The sequence below is a fragment of the Dyadobacter subterraneus genome (assembly GCF_015221875.1).
GTDB classification, from domain to species: Bacteria; Bacteroidota; Bacteroidia; order Cytophagales; family Spirosomataceae; genus Dyadobacter; species Dyadobacter subterraneus.
In genome coordinates this window covers 4,125,889-4,140,870 of sequence record NZ_JACYGY010000001.1, presented here as the reverse complement: position 1 = coordinate 4,140,870, position 14,982 = coordinate 4,125,889, and the positions used below count along the sequence as shown (strand labels likewise).

Sequence of the window (14,982 nt, the reverse complement as noted above, 5' to 3'; positions counted from 1 at the left end):
ATCAGATAATAAAAGATGTTCATAAGCCAGAACCATTCTGCATGTTTTCAGCTTATTGTTCGGGTACATACCAAAAAGGAATGTTGGCTATATTTTCTTCTTTTTTTAAAGAATCAGGTTTAATTCCGATCCGTACATAATTTTTTCCGGTTTTCAGATTTGTTGGCAATAATACCGTTTGATAACCGCGTTGCTGCTGATAACCAAGTTGGGTAAATAAAAGATCTGCATCAGCATACAGCGAATCATTGATATGTACAGCAATAAGACGGTTGATCTGCTTATGAGTCCATTCAGCATAAAGCTTGCGTCGTTCTTTGATTGGCAGATTTGTACCCCAATTCGGCTCAACAGCCAATCGGGACATTATCGTATCCATGGCCTTGGGATAAGCAATATACAAGCGGATAAAGGGTTCACGGATTACATCAGCCTGTATAGAAGCCTGTGATACGTATTGATCGTCTGCTCTTTGGTTATCATAGGCGTCAGGATTCACAAAAAGGCTGTCCACCCGCGCTGTAAACAGGTGACGACCATTCATAAAAGACAAGCGATGGTCAACACGAGATAAATCTGTCAGAAGTTCTGCGAAAATCAGCGCAAAGAAAACGACCGACATCAATCCGCTGATTTTTAATAATTTACTATGAGTTAAATGACTGTAAAAGGTATTAATAATATAGCTAAATGGCTTATGCAGGCCCCAGTAAATCCATTTACTAAAAGAAAGCATCTTGTACTGGAAATTTGCCATTCCGGGTCTTGATCTTACCTGAGGCAAAGCCGCTACGATACTAATCAGCATGAAAATGCCGAAAAAGACCAGCGCGGCAACTTTAACACCCCGCCAGTACCGGTTGGGGATCAGTGGTTGAAAACCCGAGTAAATCAGCAGTACCAGCACATATGACAAAGCCACAATAATCAGTAGAAATACAAATAGAAATGCCACCGCAAAAACAATGTTACAGTGCCTGTCAAGCCTGATAATGTAGCTTTCTAAAGACCCCAGATCACTTCGCATACGCTGCTGGGTATGCTTGTTTGTAAAGGGAATCCGCTTGTAGTCAATGCCGTTGGGATACACCGCCAGAAGCCCGACCAGTCCAACCCAGAATGCCCTCATGACAAAATTGGTAAGGAAGGCAATAAACAACACATAACAGCTCGCCTTCATCATACTCAGCGCAAGTGCAGGAATTATTCCGGCAAGTCCCTGTGTTTGCCCAAGCATATTGTAACGAACAAAACCAAATGCCTCATCCAGCACTGGCGGCAATTGCAAAACAGCAAACATAGCGACCCCGGAGATGACCAGTTCCAGATTCCAGCTTTGCGTTGTCAGTTCTCTTAATTTTTCTTCTTGTTCAGGTGCCAAACTGGTATTCGGCTCAGGTATATTGTCGATCATCAGGAGTGAAATAAATAGGGGAAGGGCCCGTCACAAAGCTATTAATTTCAAAAATCACTTGCAATCCGCATCACAGATGAAATTTTAGCCTTGCAGATAGTCTTGCTTTTGACCTGGAATACCAATGGTCAAAGTGCTATTGTAAAAATATTAAGGGCTGCCTGACTGATTTTGTTATCCAAGATTTTTTCAGACAATTGATTAGATCCTTCATGGGATGGTTATGTGCTGGTTTTTATTGATTTTTTAAATTTTGTGTTAATCGGTTTATTACTTAGTTTGGGTAGAAATTTTACAGTGAGTTTGCAATATTCCTAACCAACCTTATTAATGAAATCAAATAAAGAACGCAGAAGTTTTTTAAAAAAAGGACTGCTCGGCAGTATCGGGCTTTACGGCTTTTCAAAAAAGGAAGCTGTTAATCCGGAATTTGAAGAAATACCCGGCTTTAAGACGCCCCCGGCCACGGGAAAATCAGTTATCGGTTTAAAGGTGGCGCCCATCAAACAGGTCAGAGTTGCGCTGATCGGAATTGGTGCAAGAGGCAGTGGACACGTCATGCAATTCGCTTCCTTGTTTCCCGAAAAAGCGGTTGTAACCGCAGTTTGTGATATTCAGCTGGACCGCGCCGAAAAAGCCGTTGAGAAGCTCAAACAAAAAGGCCAGAATGCGACTGCTTTTGGCGGGAAGATTGATTCCTGGAAAGAAATGGTCAAGCGGGATGATATTGACCTGGTGGTGATAGCCACGCCCTGGCGGGATCATGTGCCTATGGCTGTGTATGCGATGAAGCAGGGAAAACATGTGGTCGTTGAAGTGCCGGCTGCTCTGACGCTGGATGAATGCTGGCAACTTGTCAATACTGCCGAAGAAACACAGCGGAACTGTATGATGATGGAAAATGTCTGCTACGGGGATGAAGAACTTTGGCTGCTGAATATGGTGCAGAATGAGGTTTTCGGTACGCTCACCTATGCAGAAGCTGCCTATATCCATAATCTGAATTCTTACCTGCTTGATACGAAAGGATATTATGATTTCTGGCGTTTGAAAGAAAATATAGCACACGACGGAAATCTTTATCCTATGCACGGTCTGGGTCCGGTCGCTCAATATCTGAATATCCTGCGGGGAGACCGTTTTGATCACATCGTCTCAATGAGCAGTCTTGAAGCCTCATTGTCTGAAAGTATAAAAAAACTGCCTGCTGATCATCCGTATGCAAATTTTAAAGGGACCATACATAAGGGTGATATGAACACCTCGCTGATAAAAACCCATCAGGGAAGAATGATTACATTAAAACACGATGTAGTTTCACCAAGAGCTTACGACAGAATTAACGCGCTGGGCGGAACACACGCCTACCACCAGGGTTATCCGAGCAGGCTGTCAATCATTGACAAAGGCCATGATTATTTAAAGGAGGCAGATTACAACGAATATAAAAGTAAATACAAACATCCGATATGGGACAAGCTTAAAAAGGAAATTGAGGTAAACGGAGGCCACGGCGGAATGGATTTTGTACTTATTTACAGGATTATTGATAGCCTGAATAACGGCAGGCCAATGGATATGGACGTGTATGATGCGGCTACATGGAGTTCGGTTATTCCGTTGTCTGAAGTTTCGGTTAGCAAAGGAAATGTTCCTGTTAAATTCCCTGATTTTACCCGCGGAAGATGGAAGGAAAGCCGCGACCTGAGCATTATGAAGAACATCTGATTTTAATACAGCTACAAGTCTTTCTTACCCTGTTTGATTAAAGTCAAACAGGGTAAGAGGGTAGCTGATTTTTACATATAATTACTATCCACCAGTGCCGACTTATCGCTAAGTGTCAAACGTGCTATGTCATCCTTACGCATAAATTTTACACCTGGCTTTTTTGAGGCAAATGCTAAAAATTCGTCAAGAACCTTTACCTGGGCCGGCGTTCCACTTATTCTGTCATGCGTGCTGATAGACATCTGACGCTTTTGTTTTGCACCTTCTTCGTATAACTGCTCAAATTCAAGCAACAACTGTTCTCCAAATTGTTTTGACGAAAAATAGCGTCCTTCCAATAGCTGAATATCATTGTTTCGCAAGGAATATGGAACAACGGCAAAGTTCCTGCCATTTACCGGGATTAAAAAAGGTTGATCCCGGCTGAGATCATCAATGTGATAAATAAACCCTAATTCCTGTAAAATTGAAATAGTATTTTTGCTTCTTCTGAGCCAGTTACAATTGTATCCGATTGTGGTTTGCCCTGTAATATCCTTAATAATATCTGCGCCATCCTTGATGAATTTTTTCTCTTCATTATAGCTCATCGCGTATTGCGGAGTCCAGTTCAAACCATGACCTGCTATTTCATGTCCTCTTTTTACAATTTCCCGTGCGAGGTCAGGATTTCGTTTTGCAGCTTCGGCAACGGTATGGCTGGTAACTTTTATCTTGTACTTATCCCATAAATTCAGCAGTCTGGGTATACCTTCTTTATAGCCATATTGAAACCACGTTTTTGCCGGCAAATCGGTATATCCTTTTTGCAAATTCTGTGGAAAAGGGCTATCAAAACCCGTTTCAGGCTCACCACCGGCTTCAAACTGCATTGAAATAGAAATAACCAGTCGTGTATCGTCCCCCCAGTTTGCCGGGGCCGGATCTGTGCGGTTAACAAGCGGTTTTGCGTCCGGTTTGTCTGGTAATAATAAAGTGCCCGCACCCAATAGAGCGGCGCTTTTTATAAAATCTTTTCTTGATGACATAGAATCAGCTGCTTAATAATCTCAATTGCAAAGCTTTATAAAGGATGGTATCGGATCGATGTAGAAAATAAGGTAAATCTTGTAATTTTTACGTACTGGTAGCCATTGTAATCAAATGGATGTCATCCGTAACGCGAAATATATCGACAATGTCGATCCGGGGAACATAGGTCTACAATGATTGATAGAAATAAGGAGCTGCAATATTATTTAACTTCCTCAATGGAAATTAATTGGATAATATCTGCAAATTTTACAGTATTCAGGGTAGCAGGGCTTGATAAAATAATGCCGCTGATTTTCACTTTCATACCATCATTTCTAAATTCTGCTGTTAAGCTGTCGCATGGGCCGACAATACCGCCACTGGTATATTTCGTTACCGGAATTTCAATCAGGTAGAAAGGTGCATTCCATTTAATTGTTCCGATCATATCTTTAAATACGGTATCCACCTGAACTTCCGGTCCACGATCACATATCTTACCATATTTAATTTCTGGTATATTTTCTTTGGGCTCATCCTTGCACTGACTCAGCAAAAAAATCATGACCGGCAACATGAATTTTATTCTCATCTTTCAAACTTTAATAAGATAAATCCATACTGTGATAGAATATTGGATTATGGGAAGTAGCAATTTACTGTAAACGAAAACCTTCCCTGTCCATAATGGAAGGGAAGGTCCGGCTAACGAGATTGTAAGAAATATTTAGTAACAGCAATGTAGTAATAGTTATATCAAAAGGCAGTCTTTTGTAGAAGTCAACTTATTTAACGGTAAATGCTGGCATTAAAGAGTTGATGTTTTTTATATAATTTCAGATTCTCAAAAATTTGAAAGCGGTTTTTGGCGCCATATTCTTATTTCTGGACTGTTGTTATAGAAAGGGAAATAGGTAGCTTTTTCGGGTAGGTATTTCCAATTTGAAGCCAAGTCTATCCTTTTAAGAAATGGCAGTTCCAGCCCTATCTTCGCTTGCCATGTGCGCTTATTTTAGTAAATCGCAAAGGTTATTACCGTTATGATATTGCAAATTGTCCATTAGCGCCGCCATGATATTGAAGAAATTTCTCCTGACAATTAAAAAAAATAAACTGCCGTATTATACAGTAAATTACGTAAGAAAACTGATTCCCAATATTTTATATCAAAAATCGCTGCGGAAGAAAATTCTGTCTTCGGATGAATACGATACTGATTATTTAACGAGCCGGTTGAATTATTATAATAAATTAAGTGGTCAGAAAGAGGTTCGCGAAAGTGCTGTATCGCTGGACGAAATGAATAAAGTCAAAGGCCATAGTTCTTACTATTTTGACGCTTATCAATACACCAGGTATTTCAGAAATTCTCTAAAAGCCAATTTTATATTTACTGATGTTATTCACGTTCCGGACGTGCCGACTTTGCAAAAAAGCAGACCTGTTGCAGGTAATAACGAAAATGCCGTGGTTCTTAAAATGGATAAAAGGCGGCATTTTCTCTTTGTAAAAGATCCATATTCGTTTTCGGAAAAAAAGGATATGTTGATCGGGCGTGGTTCAGTAAATGCTCCAAATTCTCCGCAGCCGCACCGGATGCGCTTTATGGAAATGTATTTCGGTCATCCGTTATGTGATCTGGGTCAGGTCAATAAGGCCGGCGGAAATCCGCAATGGCTCAGACCGAAAATTTCTATTATTGATCATTTAAAATTCAAATTTATCCTGAGCCTGGAAGGTAATGATGTGGCTACAAATCTTAAATGGATTATGTCGTCCAATTCTGTCGCGGTAATGCCTGAGCCAAAATATGAAACCTGGTTCATGGAAGGCACGCTGATTCCTGATTTTCATTTCATACGTATCAAAGAGGATTATTCGGATCTGGAAGAAAGGCTGCGATATTACATCGATCATCCCGCGGAAGCACAGAAAATTACTGCAAATGCCAACGCTTATGTAAGGCAATTTTGGGATGATAAAGTAGAAGATCTTCTTTCAATTCTGGTGCTGCAAAAGTACTTTGAATCCACCGGGCAACTCGAAGACAGGGAGTTGATTAAGACAAAACTGTACGCAATATAAGCCCGAACGTGAATCAATACATGGATATTTCGACTTATCATGCGTTTTATCAGATTACCGGAAATTTATATGTAGTCAGACTCTTCGTCCAAATGATTAATAAGCAGGGCAGTTATTTGAACAAAAATATAACTATTCCGAACGCTTTGCCAGATGGGTTTTTAAGTTACTTCCAAGCATTTATTCCCATCCGCCAAGAGCTTTCCATCATCAACTTTCGTAACACGCCATTCTTTTTGATATGGACTAATCATTTATTGTTGTTGAATATCACTACTCCATACTAAAAAAGCTTAAAGCGAAGCAATCTAAAAAGGCCGCTTCACTTTAAGCCGGTAAAATAAAACGCCATGTCCTGGTGGAATAACATGCTGCTCTATTTAAAATACTGTACCAGTTGGATTGGCAATCCTGCTGTTCAAAGCTGCATTATAACAAATTCTCCTGCACTGCCTGATAAACCGTCCTGACCACCGCTTGGAAACCAAAACTTCGGGCTAGCGAACTGTCAATATGAAGATACCAGGGATTTTGAAGCGGCTCTGATGATGGCTGCATGGTCTGTCCGACAAGTTGAATCAGCTCATAGACCGAGGTTGGAGATTCATCAGAGATATTTACAATACGACCGTCCATTTTCCCGGTCAATGCCATCTTCATTGCGGTGGCGATGTCAATATGGTGAATTGTACTCATTCTGGTCGCAGGATGCCACTTGGTAGCAGCCATGTGCTTGGGCAACATTTCCAGATGACCATCTCCGTCTCCGTAAACAAACGGAAATCTCAGGATTGACCAGTTGAGCCCACTTTCACGCAACGCTTTTTCTGCCGCTAACTTGCTGGCAGGGTATGCATGTTGTGGATCAACCGCATCGTCTTCCCGTCCCGGATGCGAATTATTGGTATCATAGACGTGGGCGGTGCTTGCCAGAATAAAGCGGCAGCCCGGAGCATGCATCTTTGCCGTTTCGATAAGGTTACAAGTGCCTTCAAAATTGCTTTTCCATATCAAATCTGTGTCCTGCGTGCGGAACACTGCTGCCAGATGGATGATCGCGGTCGCATCCTTTACCGCTTCTATAAGCGATGCTGCATCAAGCAGATCACCTTCAATAGCCGATATTGTGGACGGGATGTTATTTTTGCTGCGTACTAATGCAAGGCAATCCAAGCCCGCTTCGGTGAGTCGCGGCAAGAGACGTGCTCCCACTAAACCGGTCGTGCCGGTTACCAGTATTTTTCCTGATTCTTTGTTCATATATAAAAGATTTATATTGTGAACAAAGCTCCGAAGTATGCCATAAAGAGAGCCGGACAAAAGCTGGTTATGTCAGCACAAATCCTGAAAAAAAACTGTGATGGTTTTTCCGGTCACCTTTTTAAATAACCGGGAAAAATAATCAGGATCATTAAAGCCAAGCTCAAAAGCCAGCTCTTTTACTGAGGAACGTTCGCCATAATATATCCGGCGCCTGGCTTCCAGTATCAGACGGTTGGTAATAAATTCTTTTGGAGATAGTCCTGAGTATTGCTTCACAATCTGGTACAAACTATCACTGCTGATGGCCAGCTCTTCTGTGATGCTTTTAATGGTAGGATGATCTACAAGGTTGTTTTCTACAAATAACTTGAAGCCGATGAATTTTGCAAGTCTGTCATCTGCCGGCCTTTTCTCGGCTGCAAAATAGGCAGTGTTTATTTCTGTCAGCAGACTATTCAAATGGGCCAGGATAAGCTCGGGATCCGTATTAAAGGTTTTTAATAAATCCAGAAGTATCTGAAAAATCGCTTGAAGTCTTTTGGCTGCAACGGCTGAAAAACTTATTTTTTGACGGTTGAGCGGATTTAGAAGGAAGGGATATTGTCTGGGCAATTTCGAAATGCATTCATCATCAAAGCCCAGTTTGTAATAATCATTAGCATGCGCTGTGAGTGGCAACTGCTGAATCTGGTTAGGTAAAGAGTAAAGTACTTCGTGTTTTCCAATCTCAAATTCTTCCAGATCTACACCATACCGGATGGAACCGTCCAATACAAAAAGAAGAAAATAATATGGCAAACGGTGTGTAAGTCCATATTTGTCTGCCGCCTGCGCAGACAAGTGGCCATAATCCGGAGAAACGATCCGAATGGGCAGCTGGTCATTTTGGCTGAAATCCTCGGGTAACGAATTAATACTGCGCATACCTGGTGATGATGAAATTAAAATTTCTAAAACTACGCGGTTAAAAGAAGAATGACAAGTTTGGTGGATACTGGTAAGAGCTTTGTAAGACTGCCGTTCTCAATAATTCCTGTTCAATAAGCTGTAATCCCTTAAATAAGGTTGATTACCATGGGAACAACAATAAAATCTTGGTAAAAAAATTGAAATAAACTAGATTGAGAAACTTATCAGTTAACAACTTATGATGTCGTAATGCAGACCGAATTTGAATTACTTATCGAGGAATTAGAGTCTGAAAAATCAAGATTGGATGAGGAGTTGCAAGAATGTCTTCAATCCAAGAACTATAAATATGCACAGTACTTTCAAAAAGGTATTTGGAGGGTGCAGAGAAAAATCGAACAACTCAAAAAACTCAATCGAAACCCCTTAATCCGTGATACACAATACTTGGCTGACGCCATTAACGAATTAAATAATGACGTGATCGAGGGATTTTCTTTATTCTTTCTAAAAGATTCTGATTTTTATCTGCATTTCTACAAATTACCTGATAGCAAACTCTATTGCCAGATTCCCACCGAGGACGAAATGTTGAAAGCATATTATTATGCTTATCGGCCTGATTCAAGAAAATATATTTTATCGCTAGGTTTCGAGTTGAATGAAAAGAAACCGGGAGTTGTGTTCAGCGTTGAAGACAACCAGTCATGCGACGAAATACTCACCAAACTTGCGGTGCTCATGTTTGATATTCTCTACATTAGTACGGAAGCAAGTGGATATATTACAAAGAAAATTTTAAAGTAGCCTGGTACTTTTACAAGTTCCAATCCTGTTCATCATAATCTTCACTTGAAGCTTTTGGTCCACGAAGTTGCCATCGACTATTTCCCGACAACCCGTCTCAAAATAATTTCGACTAATTAAATAGCCATTATTGTAGACTTTTTGTCAATTATACTTGACAAAAAGAATTGTTTACATATCTTTGTTTTATAACTAAATTATTGAACATGATGGAACATTCTAAAAAAAATGTGCAGCAAAATGCTGTTATCTACGCGCTCATACACGCAGTCACTTATTTACCGGCTGCATGGCTTTTAAAACATCGTATTTTTAGCCAGCCGGTTTCGGTCGTTATTGCTATCGTGCCGATTATTACATTCGCTGTTTTTATTTATAAATTAATTAAAGCCTTTTCGGCAATGGACGAAGTAAACCAGCGGGTGCAGCTGGAAGCCGTTGTGATCGGTTTTTCATTAACAGCAATGCTGATGATGCTTTTGTTTTTGCTGAGCCTGTGTGATATTTCAAATCCTGGCTGGTTTGGGTATGGACATGTGGTTGGTTATTGCTGGCTCTTTTATTTTATTGGATGGTTTGTCTCGAAAAAGAAATACGGAGTATGAAAAACACTATAAAGGTTGAACGAGCAAAGAAAAACTGGACACAAGCCGACCTGGCAAAACACATCGGAATTTCACGACAGGGCTTAAATTCAATTGAAACAGGAAAGTTTATCCCATCCACTGTACTTGCTCTACGGATGGCCAAAGTTTTTAATACTACCGTTGAAGTTTTATTCCAACTGGATGAAATTGACGAGGTATAATCTTTTCTTTTACAAAATCTGTAAAGCGCTTAACTTTGGAAAAGATGTTTTGTTAAATCCTCTATTACCTTGAATAGGATACCGGACATTTATATGAAAAAGATAGGATATCTTCTGGCACTTTTGCTGTACACTTATTTTTCACATGCGCAGGATTTTGGCGCATATAAAAAGGAACTCTTTATTCAGGGCACAGATACGTTACGTTACAGAATTTTATATCCTGAAAAATATAATAAAAAAAAGGCATATCCCCTGGTCGTTTTTCTCCATGGCGCAGGTGAAAGAGGAAGTGACAACGAACACCAGCTTGATCTTGGCGCCTCATTATTTTTAGAAGATTCCGTACGCAAAAAATTTCCCGCAATTGTTATTTTTCCACAATGCCCGACGGATAGTACCTGGAACAGTTTCATAACAAAATCGGATACGACAGAAGCCTACAACCTGACGTTAAATATCGTAGGACTCACAATTCCGGAGCTACTGGTAAAACAATTAATGGACAGTTTGGCCGAAAACAAGATTGCCGACAAGAAAAGAATTTATATCGGAGGGCTTTCACTGGGCGGTTTCGGAACGTATGATTTGGTCATTCATTATCCGGATTTCTTTGCAGCAGCGTTTTCGATTTGCGGACAGGCGAACGTGAAATTATTTACAGAAAATGCGTCACGAGTACCTATATGGATTTTTCATGGTGATGTTGACAGCGTTATTCCCGTTCAACCCAACAGGGATTTGTATAAAGCTTTACAAAAAATTGGCGCCAAAAATGTTAAGTATACGGAATATCCTGGCGTGAACCACAATAGTTGGATCAACGCTTTTGCAGAACCAAACCTTCTTCCCTGGCTGTTTTCTTTTAAGAAATAGGGGATGGGGCAAGACAGTATGCTGACAACAATGTATCTTTTTATTTCTCTACAAAAAGCAATTTAACCATTGGTTACTTTGCTTCAAGTTTGGTCAACGCCTGTTTCGCGAAGTCATTTTCCGGATTTATAGACAGGGATTTTTTGAACATTAATTTCGCCTCTTTAATTTTTCCATTTAACCAAAGCAGTTCGGCATAACTGTTGAAAGTTTGCCATGCACCGGGATCAATAAATGTCAATAATTTGGACGTTTCAAGTGCCTGGTTTTGATACCCGGCAGCGTTTAATTCTCTGGCAGCATAATCCATTTCACCGGATGAAAAACGGTAATTGGTGGTATCTGGCTTTAATTCCTGTAAGTGAGAAGCTGCGTAATCTGTCCCGGTGAGTAATAAATCGTTGGTGTATATTTTGACAAGTGACTTTTTTTGAACGCCCAAAGGTTGATTGTTTAAAATCTTCATTACGTTTTCTCCTGTAAGATGAAGGCCATCGCTTTCAGCGTTATCCAGCAAAATTACCGTCTGTTTCTTTGAAATGTTTCTAATAAAAATGGTCGATCCTCCTGGAATAAATCCTGAGTGTGAAACGATCTTTCCCTTTGTAGTGTCGGTTGCAACAAACCATCCTAACCCGAAAGTAAGTTTACCCGGCTCTACAACTACCTGCTCACCTGAGTTAAGCTTTTGCGGCTGATAGGCTTCGTTTAGTGTCGACGGTTTCAGTAAAATTCCCGCATGAAGTGCCTTATCAAAACTTAGAAGATCGGCGGTAGTACTGGCGATAAAACCCAGACCTTGTAACCCTCCGAAATTGATTAATAACGCTTTGTATCTGCGCATTGTATCCACTTTTTGAAGTTGGTAAGAATAAACAGGCATTCTGTAACTTTCTGCTCGTAGGGAATCCGGGTGGAATAATGCAGCAGAATAAGCATATGTGTTTGTCATTAAAGCAGGTTTCCAAATATTTTTGGATAGATAATCTATAAATTTCTGCTTACTGACTTTCTCGACGATCAGCGCTAACACACAATATCCGGGATTTGAATAGCGCCATCTTTCACCAGATGGAAATTCGAGTTTTCCATGTCTTTTTAAAGCCTCGATCACCAGCGTGTTGTCTATAATCCGGTCTGGTTGTTCTCTGACGAACGGATCGAAGATTTGGAGGTCGGGTAGTCCTGAGGTATGAGAAAGAACCTGTCGGATCGTAATATTTGTGAATGGAAAGTCAGGAAGAAATTTAGAAACATGGTCTTCAAGTGTGAGTGCTTTTCTTTCTTTCAGTTGGAGGATTGCAATCGCAGTGAAGATTTTTCCAATTGATGCCAGCTGGAATCGGGTTGAGGTTTGGTTGGGAATTTTAGTATCGATGTCCGCTAAGCCAAACGATTTTTGGTAAATAATTTTTTCATGGTCAGAAACAAGGATGTTTCCATTCATACAATGGTTCTCATACAAGGTTGTCAGGAGACTGTCTATTCTTTTTACCTGACTAAAAGCAGAATTTTTCAAACAAATAGTTAAAAGGAGCAGGAGTATTGTAAATTGGCGCATTGCATAATTTTTAAAGTTTTATGCAGCTATTAAAGTTTCGTGCCAAATACTTAAAATGTTGATATGCAGTTATATAGGTACTGATTTTAATTTAAAAAAATGTTCGGGTCCGAACATGATGTGCATTTATGCACAGGAGGCCGAGGTTTTGGTTCGTTTTAGTCCGCCATTAAATTTTATCACCACGTAAGTACTTCATGACATTCTCTATTCTAAAAAAATCACTTTTATTGTGATTTTTTCCTCTGTTGCGCAATGCCATATTTAAGAAATAAGTAATGAGCCGTTCAAGAGCAATTGCCGGTAATTTTTACCCACCGGCAATTCTTTCCCATTTTTCAGATGTATTGTATTTCCTTCAATGTAGTGGACAAATTTTTTATTGAGAATGAAGGATTTATGGATACGGATAAAGGAATCAGCCGGTAACAGCTCTTCAAAACTGCTTAATGTGCGGGGTGTCAGCAGAAAATTCTGATCATTCCAGACCTTCACATAATTTCCCAAACTTTCAAAGTAGCAGATTTCATCCACCAGTACTTTTACAAGTTTTTTGTCGGATTTGATATAAATATGCGCTGGATCGGAAATTGGTTTAACTTCATCATGCGACAAAGTATTTGTGTTTTGTTTACGCAAATTAAATTGGGTCTGTGCGCGGTTTGCAGCTTTAAGAAAGCGATCGAAGCGAAACGGTTTAAGCAGATAGTCACATACTTCCAGCTCAAAACTTTCCAAGGCATGTCCCTCGTGGGCAGAGGTCACAATAACAAGCGGGCGTTGCTGCAAAGTTCTTATAAAATCAAGCCCGTTTAGTTTTGGCATCCGGATATCGAGAAAAATTAAATCTATGGACTGGTTGTTTAAAACAGTCAGCGCCTCTGTGGCCAAATAACATTGTCCCACAATTTCAAGAAACGGGATATCGGCCATGTAAGCGAGGATCACTTCATGTGCAAGTGGTTCATCATCAACGATCAGGCAACGCATATTCATAATTTTCCAATTCCAGCTCTACCCTGAAAATAGTATTTTCTTTTTTGATTTTAAGCAGGTACTTACCAGGATACAAGAGTTCAAGACGTTTTTGCAAATTGTTTAGCCCAATTCCTGCATTGTTTTCAGGTTCCGGTTCAAAGGAATTTTCACAGATAAAGTACAATTTCTGACCTTCTGATTTTATAACAACTTCTAAAAATGCATTGGCGTCAGCAGCTTCAATTCCATGTTTGATCGCATTTTCAATAAAGACTACGAGTACAAGGGGGGCAATCAAAAAATTTGCATTTTTGATATCAATATCCAATTTAAGATCAAATTTCTCGCTTAACCGGATTGATTGCAGTTGGAGATAATCCTTTAAATATTGTATCTCTTCTTCTATTTTGACATATGGATCTTTGGCTTTATAAATCACATACCGCATTAAATCAGACAATTGCAGAATTACCTCAGGCGTCTCCTCAGACTTTTGCAAACTCAATGCATACAAATTATTAAGAGTGTTGAAGAAAAAATGGGGGTTGAGCTGCTGTTTTAAAAGGTCTAGTTCCGCCTCGGCTTTTTCTTTTTCCAACGAAACAATCAGCGTGTTTTGTCGGGACCACTGCGCTGCCAGAAGTACCGGAAGACTTATGAGCAAAATTATGATTGCACCAAATGCATTTTCCCAGACAAAAGGATTCTGGGAAAACATGCCACCCAGTCGTTTGCTGAAAGGAAGAATCGAAAGCAGTTGCCCCATAGCAGGATAGAAAATACCAATCAAAGCCAAAGAACTCAAAATATAAAATAGTACCCCTTTCTCCTTTAATATTTTGGCAACCAGAATCCTGCTGTTGATCAGAAAGAAAAAATAGCCGCACAGATACATAATCAGCAGCTGGCCGGAATAGCTGAGGAATGTAAGAAAGTTGGTAAGTACTTTTGCCAGATTAAATTCAAACCCGATCAGCAGCTGTTTTTCAGTATCGTATAAGGGATTGTCCAGACTTGAAACCGCCATGGCTGAGAGCATTACTGCAATAAATGTAATGGAAATTAGTATCGCTTTTTCAAGGCTCAACCGCCTAACCCAGTTCGCAGCTGATATTCTGCGAACGTAGTAATTGTTGGCAAGGAGGATCATTTTCAGGAATAATGTGCAAACGGTGCCGAGCAGTACCACCTCCCAAATTTGGGTTTTCCCGTCAAGCATAAGGCTGCTGCCCAGCGCCAGTAATGGAAGATAAATCCCAAAGTAGGCTATCTGGTAAGTACGATATTTTTCCTTGGTGAAAGTTGTTTTCCAGTCCTGTTCTTTCCAGGTAAAGAATAAAACAGGCCCTTGAGAGATCAAAAGTGAACCTGCGCAGGAAACATAGGTTTGCCAGCTTCCTGCGGTATTTAGTGTTTCGATGATGGCAATCCAAAGCAAAAGGCCCAGATAAATAAAAAAGTCCACTTTGTCTGAAAAGTACCTCGCTTTCTCAATCTTGTTGATCATAAGTATAAAGAAACCGCAGATTGCTCCGG

At 40.1% G+C, this 14,982-nt stretch carries 14 protein-coding genes; 6 read left to right on the top strand and 8 right to left on the bottom strand.

The genetic code is table 11. From position 1 onward, the window contains the following. Positions 1-52 precede the first annotated feature (52 nt). A complete protein-coding gene (locus IEE83_RS17190; protein ID WP_194121767.1) occupies positions 53-1,414 on the bottom strand; it encodes a hypothetical protein in 1,362 nt (453 codons plus the stop codon). A 330-nt stretch (positions 1,415-1,744) separates the two neighbouring features. Here IEE83_RS17190 and IEE83_RS17185 point away from each other — a divergent pair, with 330 nt between their 5' ends. Beyond that, on the top strand, positions 1,745-3,142 hold the full coding sequence (locus tag IEE83_RS17185) for a Gfo/Idh/MocA family protein (RefSeq protein ID WP_194121766.1): 1,398 nt from the start codon (positions 1,745-1,747) through the stop codon (positions 3,140-3,142). A gap of 71 nt (positions 3,143-3,213) precedes the next feature. Here the strand turns inward: IEE83_RS17185 and IEE83_RS17180 are convergent, their stop codons facing one another. Both IEE83_RS17180 and IEE83_RS17175 read right to left on the bottom strand, forming a co-directional pair. Continuing rightward, complete coding sequence (locus IEE83_RS17180) at positions 3,214-4,173, bottom strand: polysaccharide deacetylase family protein (RefSeq protein ID WP_194121765.1); 960 nt, start codon at positions 4,171-4,173, stop codon at positions 3,214-3,216. Positions 4,174-4,379: 206 nt separating this feature from the next. Next, on the bottom strand, positions 4,380-4,751 hold the full coding sequence (locus tag IEE83_RS17175) for a hypothetical protein (protein ID WP_194121763.1): 372 nt from the start codon (positions 4,749-4,751) through the stop codon (positions 4,380-4,382). Between the two features lie 479 nt (positions 4,752-5,230). Here IEE83_RS17175 and IEE83_RS17170 point away from each other — a divergent pair, with 479 nt between their 5' ends. Then, the gene (locus IEE83_RS17170; RefSeq protein WP_194121761.1) at positions 5,231-6,244 is read left to right on the top strand and encodes a glycosyl transferase family 90; all 1,014 of its coding nucleotides are present in this window, start codon (positions 5,231-5,233) and stop codon (positions 6,242-6,244) included. A gap of 429 nt (positions 6,245-6,673) precedes the next feature. Here the strand turns inward: IEE83_RS17170 and IEE83_RS17165 are convergent, their stop codons facing one another. Both IEE83_RS17165 and IEE83_RS17160 read right to left on the bottom strand, forming a co-directional pair. Further along, positions 6,674-7,504: an NAD-dependent epimerase/dehydratase family protein gene (locus tag IEE83_RS17165; RefSeq protein WP_194121760.1), complete on the bottom strand. Its 831-nt coding sequence runs from the start codon at positions 7,502-7,504 to the stop codon at positions 6,674-6,676. Between the two features lie 72 nt (positions 7,505-7,576). Further along, positions 7,577-8,431: an AraC family transcriptional regulator gene (locus tag IEE83_RS17160; RefSeq protein ID WP_194121758.1), complete on the bottom strand. Its 855-nt coding sequence runs from the start codon at positions 8,429-8,431 to the stop codon at positions 7,577-7,579. A 234-nt stretch (positions 8,432-8,665) separates the two neighbouring features. On the opposite strand from IEE83_RS17160, the gene IEE83_RS17155 reads away from it, so the two are divergent. From IEE83_RS17155 to IEE83_RS17140, 4 genes are all read left to right on the top strand, one after another. Next, positions 8,666-9,223, top strand: coding sequence for a hypothetical protein (locus IEE83_RS17155; RefSeq protein WP_194121757.1), 558 nt, complete (start codon positions 8,666-8,668; stop codon positions 9,221-9,223). A gap of 206 nt (positions 9,224-9,429) precedes the next feature. Beyond that, entirely contained in the window at positions 9,430-9,828 is a 399-nt protein-coding gene (locus IEE83_RS17150) for a hypothetical protein (RefSeq protein WP_194121756.1), read from the top strand. Beyond that, positions 9,825-10,031 (top strand): helix-turn-helix transcriptional regulator, encoded by a 207-nt coding sequence (locus IEE83_RS17145; RefSeq protein ID WP_194121755.1) that lies wholly within the window; start codon positions 9,825-9,827, stop codon positions 10,029-10,031. The genes IEE83_RS17150 and IEE83_RS17145 overlap by 4 nt, the downstream gene beginning before the upstream one ends. 93 nt (positions 10,032-10,124) lie before the next feature. Then, positions 10,125-10,907, top strand: a complete 783-nt coding sequence (locus tag IEE83_RS17140; RefSeq protein WP_194121754.1) for a carboxylesterase family protein — start codon at positions 10,125-10,127, stop codon at positions 10,905-10,907. Between the two features lie 73 nt (positions 10,908-10,980). On the opposite strand, the gene IEE83_RS17135 is transcribed toward IEE83_RS17140, so the two are convergent. The 3 genes from IEE83_RS17135 to IEE83_RS17125 form a co-directional block, all read right to left on the bottom strand. Further along, the gene (locus tag IEE83_RS17135; protein ID WP_194121753.1) at positions 10,981-12,354 is read right to left on the bottom strand and encodes a serine hydrolase domain-containing protein; all 1,374 of its coding nucleotides are present in this window, start codon (positions 12,352-12,354) and stop codon (positions 10,981-10,983) included. Between the two features lie 378 nt (positions 12,355-12,732). Next, the gene (locus tag IEE83_RS17130) at positions 12,733-13,464 is read right to left on the bottom strand and encodes a LytR/AlgR family response regulator transcription factor (protein WP_194121752.1); all 732 of its coding nucleotides are present in this window, start codon (positions 13,462-13,464) and stop codon (positions 12,733-12,735) included. Further along, entirely contained in the window at positions 13,439-14,953 is a 1,515-nt protein-coding gene (locus IEE83_RS17125) for a sensor histidine kinase (protein WP_194121751.1), read from the bottom strand. Before IEE83_RS17125 ends, IEE83_RS17130 begins: the two co-directional genes overlap by 26 nt. Positions 14,954-14,982 lie beyond the last annotated feature (29 nt).

Bases quoted from the DNA above. Each gene is read 5' to 3' on its own strand.
- IEE83_RS17190 (WP_194121767.1), bottom strand. From the start codon at position 1,414: ATGATCGACAATATACCTGAGCCGAATACCAGTTTGGCACCTGAACAA.
- IEE83_RS17185 (WP_194121766.1), top strand. From the start codon at position 1,745: ATGAAATCAAATAAAGAACGCAGAAGTTTTTTAAAAAAAGGACTGCTC.
- IEE83_RS17180 (WP_194121765.1), bottom strand. From the start codon at position 4,173: ATGTCATCAAGAAAAGATTTTATAAAAAGCGCCGCTCTATTGGGTGCG.
- IEE83_RS17175 (WP_194121763.1), bottom strand. From the start codon at position 4,751: ATGAGAATAAAATTCATGTTGCCGGTCATGATTTTTTTGCTGAGTCAG.
- IEE83_RS17170 (WP_194121761.1), top strand. From the start codon at position 5,231: ATGATATTGAAGAAATTTCTCCTGACAATTAAAAAAAATAAACTGCCG.
- IEE83_RS17165 (WP_194121760.1), bottom strand. From the start codon at position 7,504: ATGAACAAAGAATCAGGAAAAATACTGGTAACCGGCACGACCGGTTTA.
- IEE83_RS17160 (WP_194121758.1), bottom strand. From the start codon at position 8,431: ATGCGCAGTATTAATTCGTTACCCGAGGATTTCAGCCAAAATGACCAG.
- IEE83_RS17155 (WP_194121757.1), top strand. From the start codon at position 8,666: ATGCAGACCGAATTTGAATTACTTATCGAGGAATTAGAGTCTGAAAAA.
- IEE83_RS17150 (WP_194121756.1), top strand. From the start codon at position 9,430: ATGATGGAACATTCTAAAAAAAATGTGCAGCAAAATGCTGTTATCTAC.
- IEE83_RS17145 (WP_194121755.1), top strand. From the start codon at position 9,825: ATGAAAAACACTATAAAGGTTGAACGAGCAAAGAAAAACTGGACACAA.
- IEE83_RS17140 (WP_194121754.1), top strand. From the start codon at position 10,125: ATGAAAAAGATAGGATATCTTCTGGCACTTTTGCTGTACACTTATTTT.
- IEE83_RS17135 (WP_194121753.1), bottom strand. From the start codon at position 12,354: ATGAATGGAAACATCCTTGTTTCTGACCATGAAAAAATTATTTACCAA.
- IEE83_RS17130 (WP_194121752.1), bottom strand. From the start codon at position 13,464: ATGAATATGCGTTGCCTGATCGTTGATGATGAACCACTTGCACATGAA.
- IEE83_RS17125 (WP_194121751.1), bottom strand. From the start codon at position 14,953: ATGATCAACAAGATTGAGAAAGCGAGGTACTTTTCAGACAAAGTGGAC.